The organism is Leptospira limi, assembly GCF_026151395.1.
GTDB classification, from domain to species: Bacteria; Spirochaetota; Leptospiria; order Leptospirales; family Leptospiraceae; genus Leptospira_A; species Leptospira_A limi.
The window spans coordinates 1,534,695-1,560,679 of the sequence record NZ_JAMQPV010000001.1 but is presented as its reverse complement, the minus strand read 5'-3'; the positions used below and the strand labels follow the sequence as shown (position 1 = coordinate 1,560,679).

Sequence of the window (25,985 nt, the reverse complement as noted above, 5' to 3'; positions counted from 1 at the left end):
GGCAAATGAAATCAATTCCTTCTCTCTTAACCATCGTAACATTTCTTTTTTTGGGATGTTCCCCGAAAGATTTCCAGTTACCTGAGAACACATATGCCACTTGGGCCAAAACAAGCCCTGGACTACAATTCGATACAATCCCTAATCTAAAACCAGAATGGAAGGATCGTATTTATCCACTGGATGCAAAACGATTGAGTACACTTGTTGAAATCAATCAAATTGATGGAATCGAATACGTGCCAATTGGAACTAAAGATTTGAGTTTATGGAAAAAGCGTATTGCGGAAATCCATTCTTCCTTTCCTAGTCCCTTAATCAAATTGGCAAATGAATTATTAGTTGGCATTTATTTTGTATCAAATCTTGGTTCGACTGGGCTAACAGGGATTTTGCGAGATAAAAATGGGAAACCTGTTTCAGGGATCATTTACTTAGATGCAGACTTATTGAATGTGGGAGGAAACGACTGGGCAACCAATCGAGAAAATACTGCTTTCAAAAAAGATCCCAATTACTCCATTAAAATCCAATTGGATCCAACTAATTCATTCAATTCAGCTCTCTCATTCATCATATTACACGAATTAGGTCATATTGTTGCCATTGTCAAAGGTTATGCACCGGATTATACTGACCCAAGACGTGACTTTCGAACGTATCCTATTTTTGAAGGAGTATGGTTATCTGAAACATACTCTCCCTATGAAGGTAGTTTTTTCCCAGAACGATCCAAGATCAAATTTTATCAAAAAAATCCAACAACTCCCATTTTCCCTGATGGAAAATTCTTATACAAAAAATTGACAAACACACAGTTTGTTTCTTTGTATGCTGCTACCAATGCAGATGATACATTTGCAGAAGCCTTCGCACAATATGTTCATGTGCTAATGTTAAAAAAAGAATATAAAGTAATTTTCCAATCGAAGGGAGAAGAGGAAGTAATCCTACTCAACCCTATCTTGAAAGAAGGAGGTAGAAAATTTCGTGAGTTATTCCAAGATCTTTTTGCGAAAACTTTATGATATTATTTTCATCACCTTCTTCTTTTTGATTTTACCAGTCCAAGTCAGATCTGAAACAAAATCAGATGATTCTAAATCCATCACAATTGATACTCATACAGAAATTGTGTCGGATTTTATTTGGAGGGGGAATTCATTTGCAGGGGAAGGACAAAATCGTAGGAATGGAGCGTCATACCAAAGTTTTACGTATGCACCTGCATTACAACCGACGATTACAGTTTTATCACCAGACAAAAAAATGGAATGGATGTTATTTGGAAGTTTCCAATTGACAAACCGGAGTGATAAAGATTCAGACAAACGACTTTTCCAATCAAGCCCTGGTGGTGTAGGCCCTTCCTATTTGGGTGAAGAATCAAAGTATTTTGATCCTTATAACCAAGACCCATGCGTACAATCAGTACACAACCAGCTGATTTCAGGAACTCCTTCCAACTCAAATTGCCAAACGTTTCTACCAAACCAAGGGTATGGCCCCAAAAAAGAACCCAATGGTAACAAACGTATGGATGGCATGTTTTTTTCCATGATGTATCATTTTGACCCAAGCGTTTTTGGTGACTTCAGTGTGGGAATATGGTTTTATAATACGTTCCAAAAATCTCCCAATTCACTCCTTCCCCCAACCACACAAAAACAAAACGGGGTGGTTTCTGGTGGTCCAAGTAATACATTCAATGCAAACAATCCCGATGCACAGACAAGACTCTCATGGCATGAATATTTTTTCCAATGGAAACTGCCTTGGGTGCGAATTGTAAAACCAACGATTTCCTATTACACCCAGTATTCGACTGAGAATGATGGTTTATTTGCAGGGAAAAATTACCTTTCTCTATCTGCACAATATACGTTTTTTGAAGGGGATTTTTTCCGCATCCAACCCCATTGGAACCTCGGTTATGCCATGAGTAATAATGCCATCGACAACCGAAATGGGATACAAGACATAACTTCATCTGTCTCCTTCTTTTTTGGAGATTTTTTTCTGAAAGGAGCACATATCTTACGACCCAATTCTTACCTCTTTGATACCAATAATTACTTTGGATACCCAAATGGGGATCCAGACAAAGCAAACTGGAATCGGAGTTCGGAAGATGGAAAAATCGTGAACCCATCACGGATTAATGGTGCGTACAACACCTCAATCCTCAATCTAATTGACCAAGTTTCTACAGGGAATTTTCTAAACGATACAATCATCAAAACTTTCTTACGAGAATCGTATACGTTACAAAAGATACCTATCCATTTATTTTATGTTAGCTTCGGGTATTCAAAATCATTCTAATTGATTCGGGTATTATAATTTTAATCAAGAATATTAGGAAAGGCTTGACTACCTAAAATTTCGATTCATAGTTTGCCCCACCTCTTGGGGAACAATTATGAAATGGATTCAGAATTTAAAAATACGCGCAAAACTCCTACTGGCATTTATGATCACGATTCTTTTAATGATCGTGGTTGCTTCCGCTAGTTTTTATTCAGCCAATCAAATTTTAGCATCTTTGCACACTGTTTTTGAAGACAGAGTTGTCCCCATTAGCCAAATCAAAGAAGTTTCAGATGCGTATCTCGTTGGGATAGTAGATGCTGCGAACAAAGTTCGTTCCAAAAAAATGCCAGTGGAGGAGGCTCTCGAATCGATCCGCGAATCAGAGGCTAAAGCGGATGAAGTATGGAAAGTGTATTTAGGAACATATCTTGTCCCTGAAGAAAAAGCAATCATCGATGAAATGGAAAAAGAATTTCCACCACTGAAGGCCGGGGTCAAACGATTGCGTATCCTTTTGGAAACTAGGAATGAAGCAGAAATAGAAAAATTTGTTTCTGTTGATATGTATCCAATTTTTGAACCACTCACTCACCATTTGGATGATTTGATACGAGTCCAACTTAAAGTTGCAAAAGAAGAATACCAAAAGTCAGAAGCACAATTCCAAAAATCATTGGTGATTGTTACGGGAGTAGTTGTTAGTTCCTTTATACTAGTCTTTTTAATTGCTTTTCTCTTTTCCGATGCAATTGCAAGGCCAATGAAAAAAATAGTTTCCATTGCCCAATCAATTTCCCTTGGTGATTTAAATGTAAATCTAGAATCAAACAAAGACAGAAGTCAATCAAAACACTTAGAAGGAAATGAAATCCAACAACTTACACAAGCCTTCATGGAGTTAGTCGACTTCATTAAAGAAAGGGCAGAACATTTAGAACGAATTGCTAATTCTGATTTAAGTTCCGATGTAACCCTAAAATCAGAACGAGACCAATTGGGCCTTAGTTTAAAAAGGATGTTAATCAATTTATCCGAAGTTGTAGAGAAACTTTATTTCACATCACAAGAAGTTGATTTAGGGGCACAACAATTAGCGGATGCAAGTACATCGCTTTCAGAAGCCGCAAGTGAACAAGCAAGTGCCGTGGAAGAAATCTCTGCAACCCTAACAGAAATCAGTAATAGTTTTTTATCCAATGCAGATAATGCAGAACAAATGACAGAATTTTCGGAATCAACAGCCAAACAAGCCACAGAAGGAAACTCTCGCATGAAAGACCTTGTTTCGGCCATGGGCGAAATCAGTAATTCATTTGAACAAATTTCTAAAATCAACAAAGTGATCAATGACATTGCATTCCAAACAAATATACTTGCTTTAAATGCAGCAGTGGAAGCTGCACGTGCTGGCCAACATGGAAAAGGATTTGCGGTTGTTGCTGAAGAAGTGAGAAACCTTGCTCAAAAAAGTGCCAATGCTGCAGACGAAACCACTCTCCTCATCGAAGCTTCGCTAAAAAAAGTAAAACTTGGAAATGAAATAACGGAAAAAACAGCCGAGGTTCTTGGAAAAATTTCCGAAAGTGCAGACAATGTTAGCAATCTGACTAAAGACTTAGCACTATCCATCAACGAACAAAAATCAGCAGTTTTACAAATCACACAAGGGATTGACCAAGTAACATCCGTTACATCTACCACTGCTGCCTCAGCAGAAGAAGTTGCAGCTTCTAGTGAAACGCTCAAAAGGCAAGTGGAGATTATGCGAAACGTAATTATGGGTTTTAAATTAAAAGAGGACGGATCCAAATCGACTGCTTTAACTCGAATCGAAAGGCCAAGAATTATTTTGTAGGATACTACCATGAACACCACATCCAAATCATGGGAGATAATAGAAGATGAAGATACAATGCGAGATTTGTATCTTTGTTTTAGTATAGAGAACCGTTTTTATGCATTCGAAGTTCGGTATTTAACGGAAATATTGGCTCTCCCAGCCATCACAACGATTCCCGGCACTGCTCCTTTTTTGAAAGGTGTGATTAATGTTAGAGGGAAAATAATTCCTGTAATGGATGTTAGATTGCGATTTGATATGGAATTCCAACCTTACCACGAACGAACTTGTGTTTTACTCGTTGAGTTGGATGGTCATCCTTTGGGACTGATCGTAGACAAGGTAAATGATGTAGTCAAAATACCTGCTGAGAATGTTGATTTAGCTCCAAAAATCGGAGAATCGAAATCATCTCGTTTTATTTACGGAACAGGTCGTGTTGGTGATACCGTTAAAATTCTAATCAACCTGCAAAGACTACTCACCCAAGAAGAAAGTAATTTGATCCAAGACATTCCTGGAAATTGAAAGATGGAAAGAGAAGATGTTTTAGAATACCTAGTCGAAGCCAAAGAAAGTTTAGAGAATATCGAATCTGGATTATTAAACTTTGAAAAAACTACTTTAGATGGTAGTTTGGTTGACCGAGAAATTTTAGATACACTATTTCGGCATTTCCATACAATCAAAGGTAGTTCTGGTTTTTTTGGATTGTCCGGTATCGTTAAAATCGCTCATGCAGCAGAAAACTTACTTGATTATTTACGTAATAAACCCTCATCACAAGATGAGGAAACATTAGAAATTTTAATTACCGCCTTAGACCTATTAAATGAACTTGTGATCCATGAAGAGGATTCACCTACTGGTGGAGGTTTGTATTCAGAGGAACAAAATCAGTTTTTACAAAGGTCGAATGACAAATTATTAGAATTAAAAAATTCAGAGATGGATTTAAGTCCAAATCTTGAAACTGAGCCAACCAAAGAAGAATTCGGACTTTTTCAAAAAGATGAAGCCAAACAATCACCGAATGAAGAATTTGGGATCTTTACGAATGATGTAAAACAAAATGTCCCAGAAGAATTTGGTTTGTTTCAAAATGATACAAACGATTCCAAAAATGAAGAATTTGGATTTTTTGAACCAAAACAATCAGATACAAATCCAGAATTTGGATTGTTTACGGCAAATCAAGTCAATGTAGAATCAAAGCCTACTAATTCACCAACTAACAATTCAAAATCGAAACCTGAGGAAAAAAAATCCAACCAAAAAAAAGACATACGAATTGATACTGATAAACTTGACTCACTCCTAGACATTGTAGGTGAAATTGTAATTAATGAGCCGATGGTCACAGAACACCCTGATTTAAAAAAATTAAAATTAGATAACTTTCACAAGTCTGCCCTTCAATTAAAAAAATTAATCAGAAGTTTACAAGAGATCACACTTAGTTTACGTATGGTACCTATTTCTGGTGTATTTTCACGAATGGAACGTTTGGTACGTGATACCGCGAAAAAAACCGGTAAACAGGTAGAACTCATCATTTCAGGAGAAGATACAGAAATCGATAAATCAATCATCGAAGAAATGTATGATCCACTTGTTCATATCATTCGGAATGCAATCGACCATGGATTAGAAACTCCAGAGGAGAGAAAAGAAGCAGGTAAACAAACAAAAGGAACAATTCATTTAACTGCTGTTCAATCAGGAAAAGAAGTTTGGATTGAGGTGAAGGATGACGGAAAAGGCCTGCAGAGGGATAAAATTATTCGAAAAGCAATTTCCTTGGGCCTAATTAATCACCTAGAGGCAGAGAATTTAAAAGACGAGGAAGTTTGGGATTTTTTATTCCACCCTGGTTTTTCGACTGCAAAAGAAGTAACAGATTTATCGGGTAGAGGTGTAGGTCTCGACGTTGTGCGTAAAAATGTAAGCACACTCAAAGGATTTGTAGATGTAAGTTCCAATTTTGGACAAGGGACAGTGTTTTTAATCAGAGTGCCATTAACTCTTGCGATCATTGAAGGACTTGTTGTTAGGAAGTCAGAAACATACTTTATACTGCCTTCCATCGATGTAAAAGAATCTTTATACATTAAAGAGGAACCAATCCACGAATTGTATCGTAACAACCATAGTATTTTATATCGAGAAAATCAAATCTCTATAGTTGATATCGACTTATTATTTGGAAAAGAATCAGAATTAAACAATCATCATTCGATCCAAGAAAAGTATATGATCGTAGCCGAATCACATGAAAATCAAATGGGAATCGTTTTTGATGAAATATTAGGGAACCAATCCATCGTCATCAAACCAATATCGCCTTTATTTAAAAACATCAATGGCTTAGCAGGTTGCACCATCCTTGGGAATGGACATGCTGGTTTGATTTTAGATGTCAGAAAATTAATCAACCAACATATGGCGATCCAATCCACATGAAAAAACACAAAGCAATTATTGTAGATGACCAACGTACAGTCAGAAGTATGATCAAACGTTGGATAGAATCAGACGAAAACTGGGAAGTGGTAGGAGAAGCTTCTAATCCATTTGAAGCCAGAGATCTCATCATCGACAAACAACCAGATGTAATGACACTAGATGTACATATGCCTGAGATGGATGGAATCGAATTCCTAAGAAAATTACTCCCACAACATCCTATGCCAGTCATCATGTTTAGCTCATCAACGACAGAAGGTACTTCCATCACTCTAGAAGCACTTGATGCCGGTGCATTTGATTACGTGACAAAACCGACAGGAACACAAGAAAGTTTATTAGAAGCCAAAGAAGATTTATTAGAAAAACTGAATGCAGCATTAAATTACAATGCCTCTCTTTTTGAACAATCCAAAAGAGTCATTTCAGTTTCGCCAACTTTACCCAAAAAAACAACAAACTTCAGAACAAAGTTGGTATTGATCGGATCGAGTACAGGAGGAACAACTGCCTTACGAAAATTACTTGATGATGTGGACCAAACCTTTCCTCCCATTCTCATCGCCCAACATATGCCAGAAAACTTTACTGCACTATTTGCAAGTCGACTCAATTCAGAATTAAAAACAAAAGTTGTGGAAGCAAAAGACAAACAAATGTTAGAAAAAGGAACCATATACATTGCCCCAGGAAATTATCATTTAGAAGTTCAAAAATGGAATGGTGATCTATATACAAAAATCCTGCAAACTGATAAGGTAAATGGCCATAGACCATCTGTAGATGTACTTTTCGAATCAGCTGTACAGAACGGTTTAGCAAAAGACTCAATTGGTATCTTACTCACAGGTATGGGAAGTGATGGAGCCAAAGGTTTACTCAAGTTAAAAAATAATGGATGTATCACACTTGGACAAAACAAAGAGACCTGTGTTGTTTATGGTATGCCAAAAGTTGCCTTTGAACTAGGGGCAGTGATGTACCAACTCCCCCTAGATAAAATACTAGAAAAAGTAAAGGAAATAGGTGCCAGATGATTCCTCACAGTTTAATATTAGAATCTTCTATTTCCAGCCATCTTTTGACGATTTTGGATGAAATCCATTATACTTATGAACGATTGGCAAAGTTAGACGATGTTTTGAATTCTTTAAAAAAGGAAAAATTCCATTTTTTAATCGTTCCAATTGAATCTTTAGATAGAGTAAGTTCCCAAGAAATTTTAGAAAGTATCACAAGCTCTTTTCCGAATACATTGATCCTTCTGATCACTAATTCTGATAACTGGGCACAAACGGCTTCTTTACTCAAAAGGCATAGCGCTTATGATTTTTTACAAACACCCCTTGAAACCGATCATGTTAAGTTTACCATAGATCGATCCTTCCAATACCTAAACACAAAACTAAAAACACAATTTATCCACGAAGCGGAAAATCATTTGTATAGAAGAGTGATTGAAATCTTCGATTGGAAAAAATCACTTACTCACAAAGAAAACCAAAATATATCTGCAGATATCATCCACCAAATGAATATTAACTTATTCCAAGGGAGTGGGATCGGTACTTTAATGAGTGTTGTGAGCATCTTACTTTCAAAAAGTAAGTGGGACCAAGACAATAATCACTATACCATTCAAAAACCAATAGTAGATTTATTATCTGAAAACTATGATGCCGCAAAAAGTATGTTTGATAGTATGTCTATATCACAGACTGTAATTGATGATAATGAATTGATCCAGTCGATGGAATCACCATCAAAACTCTTGCCGATCATACACTCAGAAATCCAGACATTAGAAGAAGCACTAAAAATCAAATCTCAGAAAATCAATGTAAGTCAAATTCCCAATTCGGTGAACCATCATGAAATCCGTTTTGATCCGGTTAAAATATCTTATGCACTTCGCGAAGTTTTACTGAATGCAATCAAATACTCAAAAGATGGTGATGAGATTTATGTAATCTTTTTTCAAAAGGAAAATTTTTTGGAAGTGAAAGTCATAAATCCGGCTTATCAAAATGAAGATGGCACCGTAGGCATTCCAGAAAAATTTGAATCCATCATATTTGAACCTTTTTTCAGAATCTCTTCGGTAGTCGATGATAGTTACGCAAAATTTGAACAATTCCGATTTGGATTAGGTTTAACATTGGTTAAAAAGATTTTGGACCAACACCAAGCAAATGTACAAATATATAACATAGAAGATAATCTGAAGTATGATAATAAAGTAGATGTTTGTTTAACAATTCGATTTCCACTAATCAAAAAGGAGAATTAAAATGGCGAGAATATTAACTGTAGATGATGCACCAGCGGTATTAAAAATATTAAATTTAGTACTCACTACTGATGGTCATGAAGTAGAAACAGCATCCAATGGAATGGAAGCACTTGAAAAAATTCAAAACTCAAAGTTTGATATTGGTATCTTTGACGTAAACATGCCAGGAATGACAGGGATCGAACTGACTGAAAAAACATTAAAAACAGAAAATGGGAAATCCATGAAGATCGTCATGTTAACTACAGAATCCAGTGAAGAGATGAAAAACAAAGGTAAAGCTGCTGGTGCAGTGGGATGGCTAGTAAAACCTTTTGCAAATGAATCATTAACAAAACTCATCTCACAATTGATTTAAAATGAGTACTATTTTGGTTGTCGATGATTCTCCTGCTGTATTAAAAATTGTACGCCTTGCTTTGAGTAGCCAAGGCCATAATATAATCATCTGTGATTCAGGAGAATTAGCCCTAGAATCTTTAAAAACAAATCCAAAAATTGAGCTAGGGATCTTCGATTTTAATATGCCAGGAATCAGTGGAATTGAGTTAATTCAAAAATCAAAAATAATAATGGCACATTTAAAATTTAAAATTCTAATCCTATCGGTAGAAACAAAACCTGAAATTATATCGAAAGCCTTATTGGAAGGAGCGGATGCCTGGATTGCAAAACCTTTTAAAAATGAAGATTTAATTAAAAAAGTAAATGAGCTAGTTGAAGTTTATGATTCCATTTGAAATTGATGTTGTTTTTGCCGTAACTGCACTATCAGTAGTAGTCAATACAGTCGTTTCGATCATTATTTATTTTTTATCAAAAAACTCTAAATCAGAAATCAAACTTTCCTATACTTCATTTTTCTTAGCGATCTTAGTCATTCGGAATTATTCCTTATTCCTCTATGGGAGCACACAAAACAAACTCTATTTCTTTTTTTCTGAATCCTTAACACTTCTTAGTTCCTTTCTATTAGTCTTATCTGTTCTCCCGATTATTACCAAAAGAATATCCAAACATTGGGTATACCTTTCTTTCATTATCAGTTATATTATTTTTGTATCTTTACTGCTGGGTAATTTTAGTTTTTTTTGGTTTGCATTACCATCTGCAATTTTCAATGGATCCGCACTTTTGGTATTTGGATGTATCATATTAGGTTTGAATGAATACCCAAAAAACATCCGATTGTATTTTTTTACAGTTTGTATACTACTGTCACTCCAACGATTATTTTTCCCTTATTTATTTTCAATCGATTGGTACAAACCATTAGGTTATACAGTTAATACTTTGCTGATTTTTTTGTTTGGTGTAGCATGTATTCTTTTCAGTTTTCAAGTACAAACAAAAATATTAAACTTATCCTTATTTGAACTGGAAACACTGCAAAAAGCGATCAAAGATGTGAATGTACGTCTGCTAATTATGTACAATCAACTTCCAGCTATCATCTATAATATTGAATTTTTGCCGGAACCAAGAACATCTTATATCAGTTCAAAAATGGAAGAGATCACAGGCTATGGTATCAATTATTTTTACGAGAATTCAGATTTTTTTCGAGACATTGTCATCCCTGAAGACCAACACAAAATCGAAGAGTTGTTTTCTGGTGTTTCTCCAATCATACTTAGAATGATCCATGCCAATGGTTCCATTATTTGGACAGAACACTATGTAAACATTTCGAATGACATCCTAGGAATCAAAAAACGAATCGATGTTGTTGCACTCGATATTACCAATTCTAAAAAGACTGAATTTTCTTTACTGCAGGAAAAGAATCTCAACTCAACTGTCTTTGATAATGCAGCCAATTTAATCCTCCTAACAAATGCAGATGGATTATTGGAGAATATCAATCCTGCCGCGTTAAAAGTCTTGGAATTGGACAAAAAAGAAGTAATTGGAAAGTACATCCAAGATATCATTCTCGCTGAAGAAGATCGGGAATTTTTGAAAGAAGTTTTGGCAGATATAAACGAAATACAAAACATAGCTGAAAGTTTAATCCTTCGATACATTACAACAAATAGACAGACACTTTATTTAGAATGGCGTCTTGGTATCATACGTGATTCCAAAAATGAACCTTCTAAAATCATTTGGATTGGAATTGACCAAACTTCTAAAAGGACAGCCGAATTAGAATTAAAAGAACTCAACAAATCTCTAGAAGAAAAAGTAAAAGAGAGAACGAAAGAGCTGCAATCAAGTAACACGGAACTCAATTCGGCCTAATTTGCATTGAGAGAAGCACAAGAAAAATTAATTCAAAACGAAAAATTGGCTTCTTTAGGACAACTTGTATCTGGTTTATCACATGAAATCAATAATCCAATTGGAATGATCAAATCTTCAGTTGAAACACTGATTACAGAGTGGGAAGAAGAATCACATGATTTAAAAAACCAATCACTGAATGACATATTAGAACTGATTATAGATTCCAATGAATCAGGATTAAGAATATTAACTGGACTCACGAATCGACAAGCACGCAAATCACTAACAGAATTATTAAAAGAAAATTCTATTTTATATGCAGAGGAACTAGCAGAACTATTCGTAGATTCAGGCATTCGAAATCTATCTCTACCGATCGTAAAAAAAATCCAATCTGCAATTACCACTCAAAGTGATTTTAATCAATTGAGAAAGTTTTTACTAATGAAACAATCTTCAGAACATATCCTCTACTCTATTAAAAGATTATCAAAAATTACATTTACTTTAAAAAACTTCGCAGGTCTTCAATCCAATTTGGAGTTAGTCGATTTTTCATTAAAAGATACAATTCATTCTGCAATTTCTTTATATAAGGAATATTTTTTACGAGACATTAACTTAATTTTAAACTTAGATTTTGAAGGTAAAATTCGATGTATACAAGGAGATTTAGTCCAATTATGGAGCCAGATGATTTGGAATGCCATTCAAGCAGTTTCTTCCAAAGGTACGATCTCTATTAGAAGTTATAAAACGACTGATGCAGTTTTCGTTGAAATTGAAGATTCAGGGATAGGGATCCCTGCCGAACATCATTCCAAAATCTTTATGCCGTTTTATTCCACAAAAACATCAGGTGATGGATTGGGACTTGGACTCTATCTGGTGAAAGAAATTGTGAACCGACACAACGCAAATATTAGTTTTGAATCAGAACCGGGAAAAACAAAATTTCGAGTTATTTTCCCTTTTAAGTCGTAATCGAGATTTTTCCACTATCATTGGTTTTACCAATCACGAATGCTTTTTCTCCTAACTGATCCAACTCATTCATGGCCGTATCAACCAAACCATTTTCAACAACGAGTATGTAACCGATCCCCATATTAAATGTACCATACATATCGTTCAAATCTAAGGAATGGTCTTTTTTTAATTTTGAAAAAACATAAGACTCTGGTAAAGAATTGATCTCAGCTCCAATTCCATTTGGTAATACGCGTGGAATGTTTTCATAAAAACCTCCACCTGTAATATGAACCATACCTTTTACCGAAACTTTTTCAATTAAGGATAGTATTGATTTTACATAAATATTTGTGGGGACAAATACATGATCTTTAATAAAAGTTAATTCACTTTCTGAAGAAGGTAATTTACTTTCTTTTAACAATAATCGACGAAGAAGTGAAAAACCATTGCTATGTGGCCCAGAGGAAGAAAGTCCAATGATTGTATCACCTGGTTTTATCGATTTCCCATCGATCATTTTATCCTTTTCCACAACACCAACGACAAAACCCGCTAAGTCATATTCTTCATCAGGCATGACTCCAGGGTGTTCCGCAGTTTCTCCACCAACTAATGCACATTCTGCTAACTTACAACCCTTTACAATCCCAGAGACAATACCTTCCATGGTTGGTAAATGTAATTTCCCACAAGCAATATAATCCTGAAAAAACAAAGGTTTTCCACCATTGACCAAGATATCGTTTACGCACATTGCAACCAAATCAATACCAACTGTGTCATGAATTCCTAACAATCTGGCTAGTTGCAATTTGGTTCCAACTCCATCCGTTCCAGATAATAAAATAGGTTCCTTGTAAGATTTTAAGAAACTAACATCATAACAAGCTGCAAACCCTCCAAGTCCACCTAACACATTTTTATTGTGAGTTGTTGCAACATTGGATTTGATTCGTTTTACGAATTCTTGTCCTTTTTCGGTATCTACTCCGGCATCTTTATACGTTACTTTATTTTGGTCAGACATGGAGTTTTCCTATTGTTGTATTAATTAATGACAGAGTATGATTTGGAGTGATTGTTTTTGCAATTCTTCCCGCTAAGTGAACATAATCGGACTCAGAAGTGTTCAATAGAATATCAAGTTGGTTTCTATTTTCTTTAGATCCATCTGGCAATTGTAACATTTTTTTCATATGTAAAGATGTTCCTAAATTACCGTCATAAACTTTTAAATTTGGATAATGATAATGAATTCTTTCTCTCAAAAAAACGTAATGGGTACAACCTAAAACAATGATATCAGTTTCAGATAGTACCGATTTAATTTTGGAATCTAAAAAATCCCAAGCGTCTTCCCAAAGATCTGAATCAATCAGTTTGGCCAAACCTTCACATGGAACTGGTAAAATCTCCGATCCTTTCGTAAGTCCAGAAACCAAATTCTTAAACTTTTCTTCTTTTAATGTGAGTTCGGTAGCAAAAACGGCAATTTTTACACCTGGATTTTCAACTAATGCAGGTTTTATGGCTGGTTCCATTCCAAAAATTGGAATGGAATGTTGTTTTCTTAAAAAATCTGCTGCTGCAGATGTTGCCGTATTACAAGCAAACAAAACTGCTTCACAATCTTTTTCGATCAAATATTCAAATGCATTTTTTGAAAGTTCAATTACCTTTTGTTTTGATTTTTGACCATACGGAGAATGGACCAAATCACCAAAATAAATATAATCGATATTAGACGTTTCTTTCCACAATGTACGTAACACGGAAAGACCACCTAAACCTGAATCAAAAATTCCAATCTTGTATCTGCCGCGAGAATTCATTTAGGATGCTAGATATTTTTTAATATTCTCTGCTAATGTTTGGTAAATCCATTCAAACTTGGAGTCATCTTCTTCGAGAAGTGTCACTCTAAATCCATTTCGATTACAACAAAATGAACTGAGAGGGACAACACAAATACCTGCAGAAGCTAACAGATGTAAAACAAACCTTCGATCAAGAGCTGCTTTTTCCATGAGTGGAGAAACAAAATCCTTCACCTTTTGGTTTGTAATTGGTAGAGTCATATGAGATTTCAAAACATCATCTTCAAAAAGAACAGTTAAGTAAAAAGCTCCTTTGGGTTGGATGACTTTGACACCAGGAATTCCAGACAACATCTGTGTTGCCTTTTCAGCTCTCTTTTTAAACTTTAAATTTCTGAATTTTAAATGATTTAAAAATTCTGGATGTGAATATACAAGCGGTATCGAAAGTTGAGGTAATGTCGTTGAACATACTTCCAACATTTTAGCATCTAATAATGATTTAATGTAACGTTCGAATGTTGGATCATTTTTTCGATTGAATACTTCTAACCATCCACATCTTGCACCAGGCCATGGGTATTCTTTTGAAATAGATCGAAGTGCAAAGCCACAAACCTTATCACCAATGACTTCCGATAAGTGTATGCTTCCCCATTCCGAATAATTTACATGAGCGTAAGTTTCGTCGCAAATCAGTATGATGTCATACTTTTCACAAATTTTTACAATTTCACGCATAACCTCTTTTGGATACACGGCACCAGTTGGGTTATCTGGATTAATGAGTAAAATTCCTGCAATCGAATCATTGTATTTAACTTTGTTCTCAATGTCTTCTAAGTCAGGCATCCAATCATTATTTGGGTTTAATTCATAAGTTAAATGTTCATAACCAGAGTGAGCAGCTTCAGCAGAGGATAACGTAGAATAGGCGGGAGAAGGTCCGAGAATCCGAGCTTCCCTTCTCATAAATCCAAATATTTTTGCGACTGCATCACCTAAACCATTAAAGAATAAAATGTCTTCGGATGTGATTTGAGCCCCACCCCTTTCATTTACTTTTTCTGCTAAAAATTTACGAGTGTTTTCGTCACCTTGAGTAGCCGTATAGGCCCAAGATTTATTTTGGTTCACAAGTCCGCTGACAATGTCTTTCATCCAATTGGGAACACTTTCCCCTTTTTGGATAGGGTCACCGATGTTTTCCCAAGTGATGGAAACACCCATGGCTTCGATTTGTTTGGCAAGTGCCACAATCTGGCGAATTTCGTAAATGAGGGCGTCTGCACCCGAATGGACTATATTTCTTCTCATAAAATTATTTGCCCTTTTGGTAGGCAGCTTCCACCAAAGGGATCGATAATTCCATCTCTTGGGTATCCCGTAATATCTTCAACCGTAAGACGCCTCCAAGTCCAACAAGTCCTACTTGTTCTCGTAAATCGTTGATATGGCGTACAGAGAGTCCATTTGCGCCCTCAATGAAGTCATACCGTCGTAAACCACCTTTCTCAGCTGCTGAATTGGGTTCTATGTCATACACAAGTACACCCACAGCATCGTTTGGAATTCCTAAGGATTTTCTGTGGTCTGGGAGAGGGGTTGTTGCCATGACACCGAGGGTTGCCGGCCGAATGTTTTGGCCTACATTTTGCTCAATCTGACGGAGCACTCTTTTTGCATAATTGATAGGAATGGCAAATCCAATCCCAGCACTGGCCCCACTGGAGGAACGAATCATACGATTGATCCCAACGACCTCACCATAAATATTAAGCAGTGGTCCTCCGCTAGAACCAGGGTTGATGGCTGTATCTGTTTGGATATGGGTTTGGCCTGTCTCATCTAAGTCTTCCCTAGATTTTGCAGACACAACACCAACAGTGAAGGTTTTTTCTAATCCATAAGGGGAACCAACGGCAATGGCCCAATCTCCCACTTCAATTTCATCTGAATTTCCAAGGAAGGCGGGGATGAATTTATCTTCGCTTGGGATTTTGAGAAGGGCTATGTCTGCCCGTTCATGGCTCCCCACATAACGTGCCGGGAATATCCTTCCATCGGACATGATGATTTCGATGATCTCGGCATTTTTGATGACGTGGAAATTGGTAACAACAAACCCACGTTCATCAATGATGAACCCACTGCCAATAGATGAAATTCGATCTTCCCGACTCTCTCCAAACGCATACGGATGGAAAATCATTTCTGTTTTTTTGGTTCGAATCGAGACAACAAATTGTTGGGCTTCTCGGTATACATTTCGAAAACTCGATTGGATTTGGATGGCTTGGCTCTGTTTGCTAGCAGAGATCGGTTTCGGAGAAGAAAAGAGTTTTGTGACAGCAGAACGAATCTCAGGGAAAAATATAGCGAACAAAAGTACAAAGACTAAGGCAAAGTTAATGTAGACGACTGGTGGAATCGAATTTTTTCTTTCCATAGAATGCCAAAACCCCTTCCACTTTTGCCGATTCCACTTCCGTGTCGAACTAAAAAGAAAAAATTGATCATGACAATCTCGTTCTTTCCTTTTTTTCTCACTAGTTGTTTGCCCTATTTATACCACTTGGGGAAGGAACAATCTACAATCATTTTAGGCAGAGAAAAAATCGAAACGGTATTAAACAAACCAAACATCGATTCTAAAACAAAGGAAAAATTAATCTTAATCCGTGAAGTTAGGAAGTTTGCCATCGAGGAACTTGCGCTAAATGAAAACGGTGGATTTGAATACTTCACCAAACTAGAACGTGACGAAATCGGATGGAATGTCAGTGCTTCGGAATCATTGGCTCTCAAACCCTATACCTGGTGGTTTCCCATTGCAGGAACAGTTCCATACAAAGGGTTCTTTGATAAAGATATGGCAATTGAGTTAGAAAACGAACTCAAAAATAAAGGGTATGATACAAGGATACGTGCCATTGGTGGATACTCCACACTTGGTTGGTTTTCAGATCCTGTATTGTCTCCACAACTAAGTTGGCCTGACCATCGTTTGGTGGGACTTGTCATCCACGAAATGGCACATGCAACCGCTTATTTGCCAGGTGACACAACATTAAATGAATCCTATGCAAGTTTTGTAGAAGAAATAGGAACTGAACGTTATTATCTAAAAAAAGAAGGAGAAAAAAGTTCTCATTTAGAAAAATTCAAAAAAGAAAAAACAAGAAGGGAAACAACCATAAAATTACTTAAATTTTATGCAGATCGCCTTAAAGAGATATACGAAAGTGACAAAAATGCAGAAACAAAACTACTCTTAAAACAAAGCACCATCTCTCAATTCAAAAACAAAGTGATTGAAGATAAATTAATCCCAGAAGAAAAATCAAAAGAATTTTTAGCGCGCGATTGGAACAATGAAGACTTTTTGGGAGCCCTTCGTTACCATTCTGGTGAAGTAAGTTTTAATCATCTATATGCAAAGGCAAATTATGAGTTAAATTTATTCCATAAAGAAGTAAAAAAACTTTTTGATCTTCCTGAAGACTTACGGAAGGATTTTCTAAATCAAAACCATTAGTCTTCAATCATAGCAGACGTATAAAGCCGATATCCGATCCAATATCGATCGTCCATAGAATATGATTTTGCTGCATTTTTACCATCAATCAAACGGATGTATAAAGGTTTTTCCAGCTCTTCATTGGCCAGATATTGACGGATAAAATATAAATTATGAACTCCATTTTGATTACCAGAATGTAAGACAAACAAACCTTTGTTTTGTTGCCCTAAATAGTAGGCAATGCCACTAAAATCATTGGTAAATTGCAAAGAAGGTCCAATTTTCTGATTTGCATACACAATTGCAGTTTGTGATGATTTGGATTTTGTATCCATCAATGGACGAGAATCTAAACATAAATAATTGAAAGAACACCAACCCAATTCTGAAAAATCAACTTTGTAAGGGGATTCAATCTCTTTTGCACCATTTGTTTCCCATTGCACCAAACCAGCACTAATCTCGTTTTCCAATGAATTACGAAATCCTAACGTTGTTACCTTGGGATTTTTTGGTGATATGTCTTTGAATTTAAGTGTAGGGTTTGTTAAAAAATCGGAAACAGAAGAAACCGAATAGTATTCTGTATCAGGAATTGCAAATGGAACCACTGAATGGATTCCCGATGCAAACAGATAATGACGATTTTTTTGATTGAATCGTAAATTGGTCCTATATTTGTCTGCTAATGATTCTCGTAAGATAACTTCTTGGTTACCTGATTCCGAGGAACGAAAGTATCTCACCAATTCTCTATAAAGTAATTTGTTATCGGGGAACAATTCCCTACCCAAAGACTTACCTTGTGCAAAACTTAAAAGATACGTTTTACGACCTAAGTCAAAAATACCATGAAACTCTTGGTTGGCCACCATCTTCTTTTTTAATCGTTCTGCATACAATTCAAAGTTTGGTAGATGTTTGAGGTATAGATATTGGTTTGAGAATCTTTCTGAAGTATAACGAAAAACTTCTCTCGCAATCGCAAGGTCAAAAAAACTTTCCGAGCTATTTTTCTCTAAACATTTTTGCAACAAGTAGTAGAATAAAAATTCGTATTCTGATTTTAACTCAGGGCTTATGAATTCATTGCGATTTCTTCTATTGAAATCATTAAGTAAGGAGATGTATTCTTCCGGTTTCTTAGATAAAGCAGATTCGTAAACTTTGCTAAACAGATTTCCAGATCGAACTTCTTTTTTGGATTGGTTTCTTAAATAATCCCTCTTCCATAAAAAATCTGTCCACTTTGTGACCCAAAAAACATTCCCTTCCCCTAATTCAGAATGAGTATTTTGAATTTTAGAAACCAATTGTTCTGCTAATTCCCAATCACCACGCAAGTACAGTGCTTTTGCCAATTCCAATTGAAAAAATAACGATCGATAAGTTCGTCCTTCGTTTTGTTCCATCTGCAAAAGTAACTCAAACAATGAATTCACTTCTTGGTTTTTTTGGAACGGTATGGATCGTAAAATCATATGAAAAAACAAAGTTCGATTTAAATGGGAGAGTTTTGTAAGGACAGATTGTCCGTTCGTCAAATATTCAGGTGTTAAAGATAAAACTTCTGAATATCCAGTTTGTAACTGTTCTTTCCAAGTTGTATATAATCTTAAACGATAAGAATCATATATGGAATCTGAATATCCAAATTTTGTAAAATCTCTAGATAGAATTTTTTCATCAAACATGTTCCAATCTTTTTTGAATCCATAATTATATGCCGATGTGGAAGTAAGATCCGTAAGATATATTTCTTTATCGCCGAACACAAATGCTTTGTGAAAATAAATTTCCAAAAGCCGATTCTTTAAGACATTTTTTTCTTTGGATGTCTTTACCAGTTTAGCCAATTTTTTAGTTTGTTCGTCAGCTTCCACAAACATATAATTTTGGATGTATAAACTACCTAATCGATATGCTTGCAAAAACGGATCTTCTTCCTTTTCAACTTTTTTTCGCAATTCATCTTTTGAATTAAAATCTTTTAATTTTCCCGTGCGTAACTGTGAATAAAATTCAAGAGCACCTAAGTAAGTATCTCTTTCTTCACCAATAAAATCGGAAGATTTATAAGCACAATCTTCCTTTTCCTTAGAAGAAAAACAGGAAACTAAAAATTCATAACGAACTTGGTTTTGGAATGGTAAATCTTTGTATTTTCTCCAAAGAGGACGAAATATCGAACGTTTAGGAATGTTTGGAAAAATTTCTGCACGTATCCTTGCCAATCTCAATTCCAATGAAGGCAACAAAGGGCTACCATCATCTAACAAAGTAGAAGCAGTATAATAATTTTCATATGCTTCATTCAATTCTTTCGATTTTTCGTTTTGGTATCCAAGCTCAATAAATGATTTAGCCGTTTCTATCAAACTTTCAGATGCAACCGACATTGGTTTCCAATTCCCTATAAAAACCTGATTGTCTTTTTTTACGTACTGTTCCAGTTTCGAAGGAGTAAAATCAGTATTTTTATCTTCTTGAAATGAAACTATATTCTGAATTCTTTTTGTTCTTAAGATTTCATAAATGAGTCCAATTTGATTCCACTGTGATTCTGTTTTAAAGTTACTCAGATTAAAACCAACAATGGATATCTCAGAACCACTTCCTTGGAACAATTCTCTGAGTGGTAAAACTTGTGAAAGTTCATCTCCAAACAAACTTGTTTGTTTGTCTAACCTTTCCTTCGTTACCAAATAATCAGTATCAGAAAGTAAAATGCCCAAATTACCATTTGGCACCACACGGATATGACTATCCTTCTTACGTTCCTGTTTCTCACCATAAACCGTTACCCATTTAAAACGACGTTCATTCCGTTCACTGAATAATTGAACATGATTACGATCAAATATAACGGATGGATACCGCTCTTTTTGTTTGTTCAATTCAATGAGTTTCTGAAGATTTTCTCCTTTGTTTTGTTTACCCAATAATTGTATTTTCGGAGACTCAAGTTTCAAATTAGGTAAACACAAACCCAACTCTTGTTTTTCATCACATTTTGTATGAACAATTTTCCCATCCTTCCAATAGAAAGTATGGATTGTATTTCCGAATTGGTAATACCCATTCCAATCAGGGAAATAGGATTCACTATTAAGTCGCCTAGGTTCAAAAAAAGCAGTACGTTCAGGAGACACTGATTTTAGTTTACCTATGATCGTAGCTAATTTAGTCGATTCTTCATTTTCTTGTTTTATGAGTGGTTTGATATCTTCACGTTTGATTGTTTTTTCAATGATTTGATTTGATACTTTTTTATAACCTTTATACCATCTCAAAAGATCTTGGTAATTTAAATTTAATTTAGAATCTTCAAACTCAAATTGTGCGGAAATCAAATCTCTAAAAATCTCTAAACTTCTATAATTTTCCCAAAGATTTACCATCGGGCTTATTTCTGAGTTCTTCAAATGAATCTCTGAAAATGTCTGAATGAAATTTTCCAACCTTACCTTAGGTGTGAACATTCTGACCGATAAGTTTGATTGGTAAGACTGTACGGCATCTTTTAAATATGGGTCTGAGATAAAGGGGTTCTGTGAAATTTTGGTCTGCCATTTTGTTCGCATTACATTCGACCAAAACTTCTCTTCATCTAATCGAAATTCGAATGCTAACTCAGCTGTTTCTTTCCATTTTTTCTCAGCCATGATCTGGTCACCTAACATCATATAAATAGAATATAGGTTTAATAGAACTCTGACTCTAGTTTGTCTCGAAATAGGATCACTCACGAGACCGATTAATTTTGGATCAACTAGTCCCGGGTTTTCTAATAATGGGATTGCTTCCGCTAGTTGGGTTAAATATTCCTTTCCTTCTTTTTCATTTTGGAGAGCTAAATAATACAATCCAAGTCCGTAGTATAAATCAAAATTTGGATTCGTTATCCTGAAGTTAATCTCACAGGATTCAATCATAAGTTTACATTTTTTTAACTCTCTGTTTTTCCAGGAATTTAAGTCTTCGAAATAGGATTTCAAAGTAATTTTCTTATATGTTTCTGAAAGGTGATCAGTTTCTTGCACAACAAAAGCGGAATGGCTATAATTATGGAAGACACGGTCTAAATCCTTGTTGGATGCAGTTTCGAGTAAATTATCAACTAACTCTCTGTAACGATCATTTGCTTCACTTGGCAAATTACTTCGTTGGTAAATCTGCGCCTCTACCTGTCTTGATTTTGCGAGTATATTTTTTCCAATGATCGTTCCATCTAAGCCTTTAGAAGTGATTAACTCATTCCTAATTTGGATTTCATTGAGAGCAGAAACGTATTCCTCTTGTTCAATATGATTTTCTATCCGAACACCAAGAGTTAACAAATATTTAAAGTCATTTGGAAATTCACCAGGAAAACGGCCGTCTCCAATCACACGTACGTTATCACCTAAAAATAGATTCCACGGACTCCATTTTTTCCATCGAGTATAAAGAGATACATTCGTTGATTTATATTCTGATTCTGCCAATTGTAACATCTGATAAGAGTCCCGAAATCTTCCGCTTTTTTGAAAGGCAATCGCGAGATAATTGGCTAAGTTTATAGGACTTATGAATTTTACATCCTTGTTATAGGCAATGGCGGTTTGAAAAGAGACAATCGAATCTTCAAAAAGACCAAACTCCAATTCAGATAAACCACGTAACGCAAACAATAATGCCAATTTGGATCGTATTGCATTCAATTGTGCTTGCGTAATTGAATTTGGATCTTGGGCATACTGGTTTACATATTGATAATATTCATTTTTGAAATATATATCGATTGATTTTGTAAATTGTTCAGATGCCTTTTTATATTGTCCCTGGTAGATCAGGGATTTACCATAATTAAAACGATAGATTGCTTCTTGTTTATAACCTTCGAATTGGTTTTTGGAAGATAAAGCTGAAGAGTTTTCTTCTACTTTGCGATAACTTTCATTTGCTTTTGGATAATTGTTTAATAAAAAATAATTATTCCCTAAATTAAGATTTAAATCAGAGATTACTTTCTTATTTGGATACTCATCTCCAAGAAACACCAAAATTTGATTATACAACTCAATGTTTGCTTCTAAATTTTTGTCTGGGAAATATTTCTTATATAAACTTTCGTAAACCTCAAAATCAACATTCCCTGAATTTGGATCCTTTTGCAGTTTCATCAAATCTACATATTGGTATAACCAACCAAGTAATTGATATGCATCATAATGAGTGGGATCTGCATAAATGATCCATCGTAATTCTAATTCTGCACGTTTGAAATTTTCTAATATTTCGGCCTTCCGCACATCAGTCATCGTACCAGTAGAATAATAATACGATTCATAGGTTACATACTTGTTGATTAGGTAATAGGAATAACCATAAAGTGTAGCTAAATCTAAATATGGCCGAGCCCTTGGAACTGCTTGTTTATAGTATAACTCTGTCCAATTGAGAGCTTTTCCAGATAGGACTTCAATTTTTTCAAAATCTTTTATATTTACAATGTTTCGTACAAGTTCCCTATCGGTTACAATCGAAGTGATATTGGCCAAATTCCCAATAACATTGAGTTTATCTTTACTCAAAATATTGATTTGATTGAGTAACGCTCGTTCTTCTTCTTCTCGAATCTTTTTTCCGTAACTAAAAATGGTATCTACCATTTTCCGTTGGTAATAAATTGCATATTCTTTGTATAAGGAATCTAAATATAAATTCCTAGTTTTGACGAGGAACATGTTTTGGTTATTAAAGAAATAATGAAACGAGGATTGTAGTAAATCTCCAATCCTTTCAAATTCAACTGCCTTGTTTTCAAAATAAAAAAAGGCACTTTTGATGTCTTCAGCGCCCAAATCAACACCAAGTAGTGGATCATAAAACTCTAAATAAATTTTTAGGTTTCTCAAAGCATCAGAAGTATTACCAGCAGCTTTTTGATTATAATATTTTAGCAAGTTAGCACGTAACAAAATTGGGTTTTTGTAGTCTGCCATAAAACTTCTAGTCTCAAAAACAGATGGTTTTCCTGGTGGTTCTAAATCAATTTGAAGTGGAATTGGTATAATGGAGTCGAGTGTAAGATTCGATTCATTGTATCGCCTTAAATCAGAGAGTGCTTTTGCCTTGATGTACAAAAGTGTATCTCTGAAGACATTTTGTTTCACACTCTCCTTCGAATCCAAAATGGAATTTACATAAGAAAGTATAACTTCACTGTTCTTGTTCTCTGAAATTTTGGAGATAACATCCTCTAAAAGGTAACGAAGGTCCCTTTTCCGATCATTTGAAAAGCTATGATTCAGATCGCTCAGATAAAGAGACTTTTCTTTTTCCCAGGTATCTATCATTTCCTCATAGAGTTTGGATAGTTGAAACGTATTTGGATCAAAATCGTAACCACCTAACCTTCTTTTGATTTCATCAATTTGATGGTAACTTGGATAAGATTGGTAGATTTTGAATAATATATCTTTTGCGTTCGTTATTTGTTTTTCATTTTCTAAAGAATCAGCATACAGATGATAAAGCATTGCTTCACCATCTGTCGGAAATTTTAATCCAGAGGATTGTCGTATTTCATTTAATAGGTTAAAACTCGACCGAGTTTGTTTTGCTTCATTCCATTTAATAAGGATGATAGCAAATATATTCTTATCTAATTCTACTTTTCTTTTGTATTCGCGAATCAACTGGAGTGATTCTTCGTTTTTACCTATGCGTTTTAAGGTTGCATATTTTAGTAAAGAAACCTGCGCTTCATAGATTGGATACAATGGATCTTCTGAATAAAATAATTCTACTGAATCTAACGCCAAGAAGTAAGATTCAATACTTTGACCAGGAGCCAAAACTTTAGAATATTGGTATTGTTCTTTTATATTGGGTTGTTTCGGAATGGATCCGTTCTCAGGTATAAAATAGATATTGATGGCATTAAAATAAGATGCAGAAAATAAGATAGACCCACCATTAAAATTCGAATACCGAACATCAAAATTTGATGTTTCTCCTGATGATAAAACTCGTTCTTCGCCAGTTGTTAAATTTTTCTTAACAAGTAAACTGTGGTCTCGTTCATCTAAGCGCCCATTTCCATTTGTATCTTTTCGGATAGAAGAGAAGTACAAGTTTTTTGATCGGTTATCAATTGTAGGCGAAAAGTCGAGGTATTGATCGTTTGTGATTCGTTTGGTGTTACCATCAGCTAATTGAATTAGGTAAATCTCACCGTATTTGCTCTCATTATAAGAAACAACAAAAACAAATTGCCCGTCAGAAGAAACATAGGGTGAAGTAACTCCCATCGAAGTGATTTGTTTGATTTGAGTTGGTTTATCAAGTTGAATGGAACATAAATTTGGCAAACCTGGAGTGAATCGATCTGAAATGAAATAAATTGTTTTACCATCAGGGGACCAAACAGGATCGGTATCGATAATACCTTTTTGGTATTCTCCTTTTTGATTCGGTATATTTGTTAAATTAATAAACTCATCACTGATAAATCGATGACCTTTCAAATATTCTTGGATCCACTCTTCTGGCTCAATTTGTAATAATATCAAATCACCTTCGGAATCAAATTCCTCAGAAACAAATACTAAGTATTTTCCATCGGGAGAAATAGCAGGTTTTGATTCAGAAAAAGGATTATCTGTGATTGGCACAACTATCGAACTTTGTAAATCACGAAACCAAACGTCAAAATTTCCCTTTTGGTCTGTTGCGTAAAAAAGATACCTTCCATCTTTAGTCGTTGAGCTATATAGATTATTCCCCCTTTGAACTGTTAGTGGGAATGGTTTTGATTGTGTTGGTGAAAAATAATTTTTTGAAATTGCAGAATAGTCAAAATTAACATTCGCATACTTAACTTTACTTTGGAATAGAGCACAATTAATTGTGATTAAAATTAGTAAAAGTAAGGATAACGGGAAAACCTTTTGAATTGGTTTCATTGGTATTTTTCCCACCTTCCTGATACTGTTTCATAATATTCACCCATCGAGACTGCTTTATAATACTCTTCTACTAACGCCTGTTTGATTTTAGATAATTCGTCTTCTTTTTTTCCTTTTTTCTTTTGAATTGTAAGTTCTTTTTCCATAATGAACTTACGAGATTCATTTAAAAAAAGAATCACATCTTCTACTCTCTTTTTTTTAGCAGGAAGTTCATAATTGGCATATGTTGGAAGAGAAGGTGCGAGTGGATTTAATTTTACAAAACCTTGTGGTGTTTCACCCAAAATGCCATGAGTTTTATATATTTTAATTTCAGACGAAAGGTAGTTCAAGCGAATGCGATGGGCTCGTATTTCTGGGTCCGAATCTTCTTTTGCTAATTTTTCTTGGTTATTCTGACCATTTGTAGAGGATTGAATCGAACCTATCATCCAACCTTCTTTTTCTAATTCTCTATCCTCACCTACCATTTGTTTTTCGGCAGCTGTTTGGGCATTGGTGATTGTAATCGGAGGTACTTTTAGGCTACAACCCATGAGTAAAAAAGATAATAAAATTCGTTTCATACAAA

Annotated in this window: 16 protein-coding genes and 1 pseudogene; 11 read left to right on the top strand and 6 right to left on the bottom strand. The window is 35.1% G+C overall.

Going from position 1 to position 25,985, the window contains the following annotated elements:
- Positions 1–5: 5 nt before the first annotated feature.
- The 10 genes and pseudogenes from ND812_RS07220 to ND812_RS18435 all read left to right on the top strand — a co-directional run bounded on the left by ND812_RS07220 (position 6) and on the right by ND812_RS18435 (position 12,125).
- The gene (locus tag ND812_RS07220) at positions 6–1,028 is read left to right on the top strand and encodes a hypothetical protein (RefSeq protein WP_265374898.1); all 1,023 of its coding nucleotides are present in this window, start codon (positions 6–8) and stop codon (positions 1,026–1,028) included.
- A 25-nt stretch (positions 1,029–1,053) separates the two neighbouring features.
- Positions 1,054–2,325: a hypothetical protein gene (locus tag ND812_RS07215; protein ID WP_407658533.1), complete on the top strand. Its 1,272-nt coding sequence runs from the start codon at positions 1,054–1,056 to the stop codon at positions 2,323–2,325.
- Positions 2,326–2,422: 97 nt separating this feature from the next.
- Positions 2,423–4,168: a HAMP domain-containing methyl-accepting chemotaxis protein gene (locus tag ND812_RS07210; protein WP_265374896.1), complete on the top strand. Its 1,746-nt coding sequence runs from the start codon at positions 2,423–2,425 to the stop codon at positions 4,166–4,168.
- Between the two features lie 9 nt (positions 4,169–4,177).
- A complete protein-coding gene (locus tag ND812_RS07205; RefSeq protein ID WP_265374895.1) occupies positions 4,178–4,681 on the top strand; it encodes a chemotaxis protein CheW in 504 nt (167 codons plus the stop codon).
- A 3-nt stretch (positions 4,682–4,684) separates the two neighbouring features.
- Entirely contained in the window at positions 4,685–6,616 is a 1,932-nt protein-coding gene (locus ND812_RS07200) for a chemotaxis protein CheA (protein WP_265374894.1), read from the top strand.
- Positions 6,613–7,656 carry a protein-glutamate methylesterase/protein-glutamine glutaminase gene (locus ND812_RS07195; protein ID WP_265374893.1) on the top strand — a complete coding sequence of 348 codons (1,044 nt, stop codon included), beginning with the start codon at positions 6,613–6,615 and terminating at the stop codon, positions 7,654–7,656. Before ND812_RS07200 ends, ND812_RS07195 begins: the two co-directional genes overlap by 4 nt.
- Positions 7,653–8,909 carry a sensor histidine kinase gene (locus ND812_RS07190; protein ID WP_265374892.1) on the top strand — a complete coding sequence of 419 codons (1,257 nt, stop codon included), beginning with the start codon at positions 7,653–7,655 and terminating at the stop codon, positions 8,907–8,909. The genes ND812_RS07195 and ND812_RS07190 overlap by 4 nt, the downstream gene beginning before the upstream one ends.
- Before the next feature lies 1 nt (position 8,910).
- Complete coding sequence (locus ND812_RS07185; protein WP_265374891.1) at positions 8,911–9,270, top strand: response regulator; 360 nt, start codon at positions 8,911–8,913, stop codon at positions 9,268–9,270.
- 13 nt (positions 9,271–9,283) lie between these two features.
- Positions 9,284–9,652 carry a response regulator gene (locus tag ND812_RS07180; RefSeq protein ID WP_265374890.1) on the top strand — a complete coding sequence of 123 codons (369 nt, stop codon included), beginning with the start codon at positions 9,284–9,286 and terminating at the stop codon, positions 9,650–9,652.
- Positions 9,639–12,125: pseudogene (locus ND812_RS18435) on the top strand (sensor histidine kinase). Before ND812_RS07180 ends, ND812_RS18435 begins: the two are co-directional and overlap by 14 nt.
- Here ND812_RS18435 and purM read toward each other — a convergent pair.
- From purM to ND812_RS07155, 4 genes are read right to left on the bottom strand one after another with little or no spacing between them, the layout of a single operon-like run.
- Positions 12,115–13,143: a phosphoribosylformylglycinamidine cyclo-ligase gene (purM, locus tag ND812_RS07170; RefSeq protein ID WP_265374889.1), complete on the bottom strand. Its 1,029-nt coding sequence runs from the start codon at positions 13,141–13,143 to the stop codon at positions 12,115–12,117. The pseudogene ND812_RS18435 and the gene purM sit on opposite strands and share 11 nt — an antisense overlap.
- Positions 13,136–13,948, bottom strand: coding sequence for a glutamate racemase (gene murI / locus ND812_RS07165; RefSeq protein ID WP_265374888.1), 813 nt, complete (start codon positions 13,946–13,948; stop codon positions 13,136–13,138). Before murI ends, purM begins: the two co-directional genes overlap by 8 nt.
- A complete protein-coding gene (locus ND812_RS07160; RefSeq protein WP_135662611.1) occupies positions 13,949–15,250 on the bottom strand; it encodes a pyridoxal phosphate-dependent aminotransferase in 1,302 nt (433 codons plus the stop codon).
- Positions 15,251–15,254: 4 nt separating this feature from the next.
- The gene (locus tag ND812_RS07155; protein WP_265374887.1) at positions 15,255–16,382 is read right to left on the bottom strand and encodes a S1C family serine protease; all 1,128 of its coding nucleotides are present in this window, start codon (positions 16,380–16,382) and stop codon (positions 15,255–15,257) included.
- A 3-nt stretch (positions 16,383–16,385) separates the two neighbouring features.
- Between ND812_RS07155 and ND812_RS07150 the strand changes: the two genes are divergently transcribed.
- Entirely contained in the window at positions 16,386–17,471 is a 1,086-nt protein-coding gene (locus tag ND812_RS07150; protein WP_265374886.1) for an aminopeptidase, read from the top strand.
- On the opposite strand, the gene ND812_RS07145 is transcribed toward ND812_RS07150, so the two are convergent.
- Both ND812_RS07145 and ND812_RS07140 read right to left on the bottom strand, forming a co-directional pair.
- Positions 17,468–25,408, bottom strand: coding sequence for a biopolymer transporter TolR (locus tag ND812_RS07145; RefSeq protein ID WP_265374885.1), 7,941 nt, complete (start codon positions 25,406–25,408; stop codon positions 17,468–17,470). The two genes, ND812_RS07150 and ND812_RS07145, sit on opposite strands and share 4 nt — an antisense overlap.
- Positions 25,405–25,980, bottom strand: coding sequence for a DUF1318 domain-containing protein (locus ND812_RS07140; protein ID WP_265374884.1), 576 nt, complete (start codon positions 25,978–25,980; stop codon positions 25,405–25,407). The genes ND812_RS07145 and ND812_RS07140 overlap by 4 nt, the downstream gene beginning before the upstream one ends.
- Positions 25,981–25,985 lie beyond the last annotated feature (5 nt).

Excerpts from the sequence above, each read along its gene's own strand:
- ND812_RS07220 (WP_265374898.1), top strand. The coding sequence starts at position 6 with ATGAAATCAATTCCTTCTCTCTTAACCATCGTAACATTTCTTTTTTTG.
- ND812_RS07210 (WP_265374896.1), top strand. The coding sequence starts at position 2,423 with ATGAAATGGATTCAGAATTTAAAAATACGCGCAAAACTCCTACTGGCA.
- ND812_RS07205 (WP_265374895.1), top strand. The coding sequence starts at position 4,178 with ATGAACACCACATCCAAATCATGGGAGATAATAGAAGATGAAGATACA.
- ND812_RS07200 (WP_265374894.1), top strand. The coding sequence starts at position 4,685 with ATGGAAAGAGAAGATGTTTTAGAATACCTAGTCGAAGCCAAAGAAAGT.
- ND812_RS07195 (WP_265374893.1), top strand. The coding sequence starts at position 6,613 with ATGAAAAAACACAAAGCAATTATTGTAGATGACCAACGTACAGTCAGA.
- ND812_RS07190 (WP_265374892.1), top strand. The coding sequence starts at position 7,653 with ATGATTCCTCACAGTTTAATATTAGAATCTTCTATTTCCAGCCATCTT.
- ND812_RS07185 (WP_265374891.1), top strand. The coding sequence starts at position 8,911 with ATGGCGAGAATATTAACTGTAGATGATGCACCAGCGGTATTAAAAATA.
- purM (WP_265374889.1), bottom strand. The coding sequence starts at position 13,143 with ATGTCTGACCAAAATAAAGTAACGTATAAAGATGCCGGAGTAGATACC.
- murI (WP_265374888.1), bottom strand. The coding sequence starts at position 13,948 with ATGAATTCTCGCGGCAGATACAAGATTGGAATTTTTGATTCAGGTTTA.
- ND812_RS07160 (WP_135662611.1), bottom strand. The coding sequence starts at position 15,250 with ATGAGAAGAAATATAGTCCATTCGGGTGCAGACGCCCTCATTTACGAA.
- ND812_RS07155 (WP_265374887.1), bottom strand. The coding sequence starts at position 16,382 with ATGGAAAGAAAAAATTCGATTCCACCAGTCGTCTACATTAACTTTGCC.
- ND812_RS07150 (WP_265374886.1), top strand. The coding sequence starts at position 16,386 with ATGCCAAAACCCCTTCCACTTTTGCCGATTCCACTTCCGTGTCGAACT.
- ND812_RS07145 (WP_265374885.1), bottom strand. The coding sequence starts at position 25,408 with ATGAAACCAATTCAAAAGGTTTTCCCGTTATCCTTACTTTTACTAATT.
- ND812_RS07140 (WP_265374884.1), bottom strand. The coding sequence starts at position 25,980 with ATGAAACGAATTTTATTATCTTTTTTACTCATGGGTTGTAGCCTAAAA.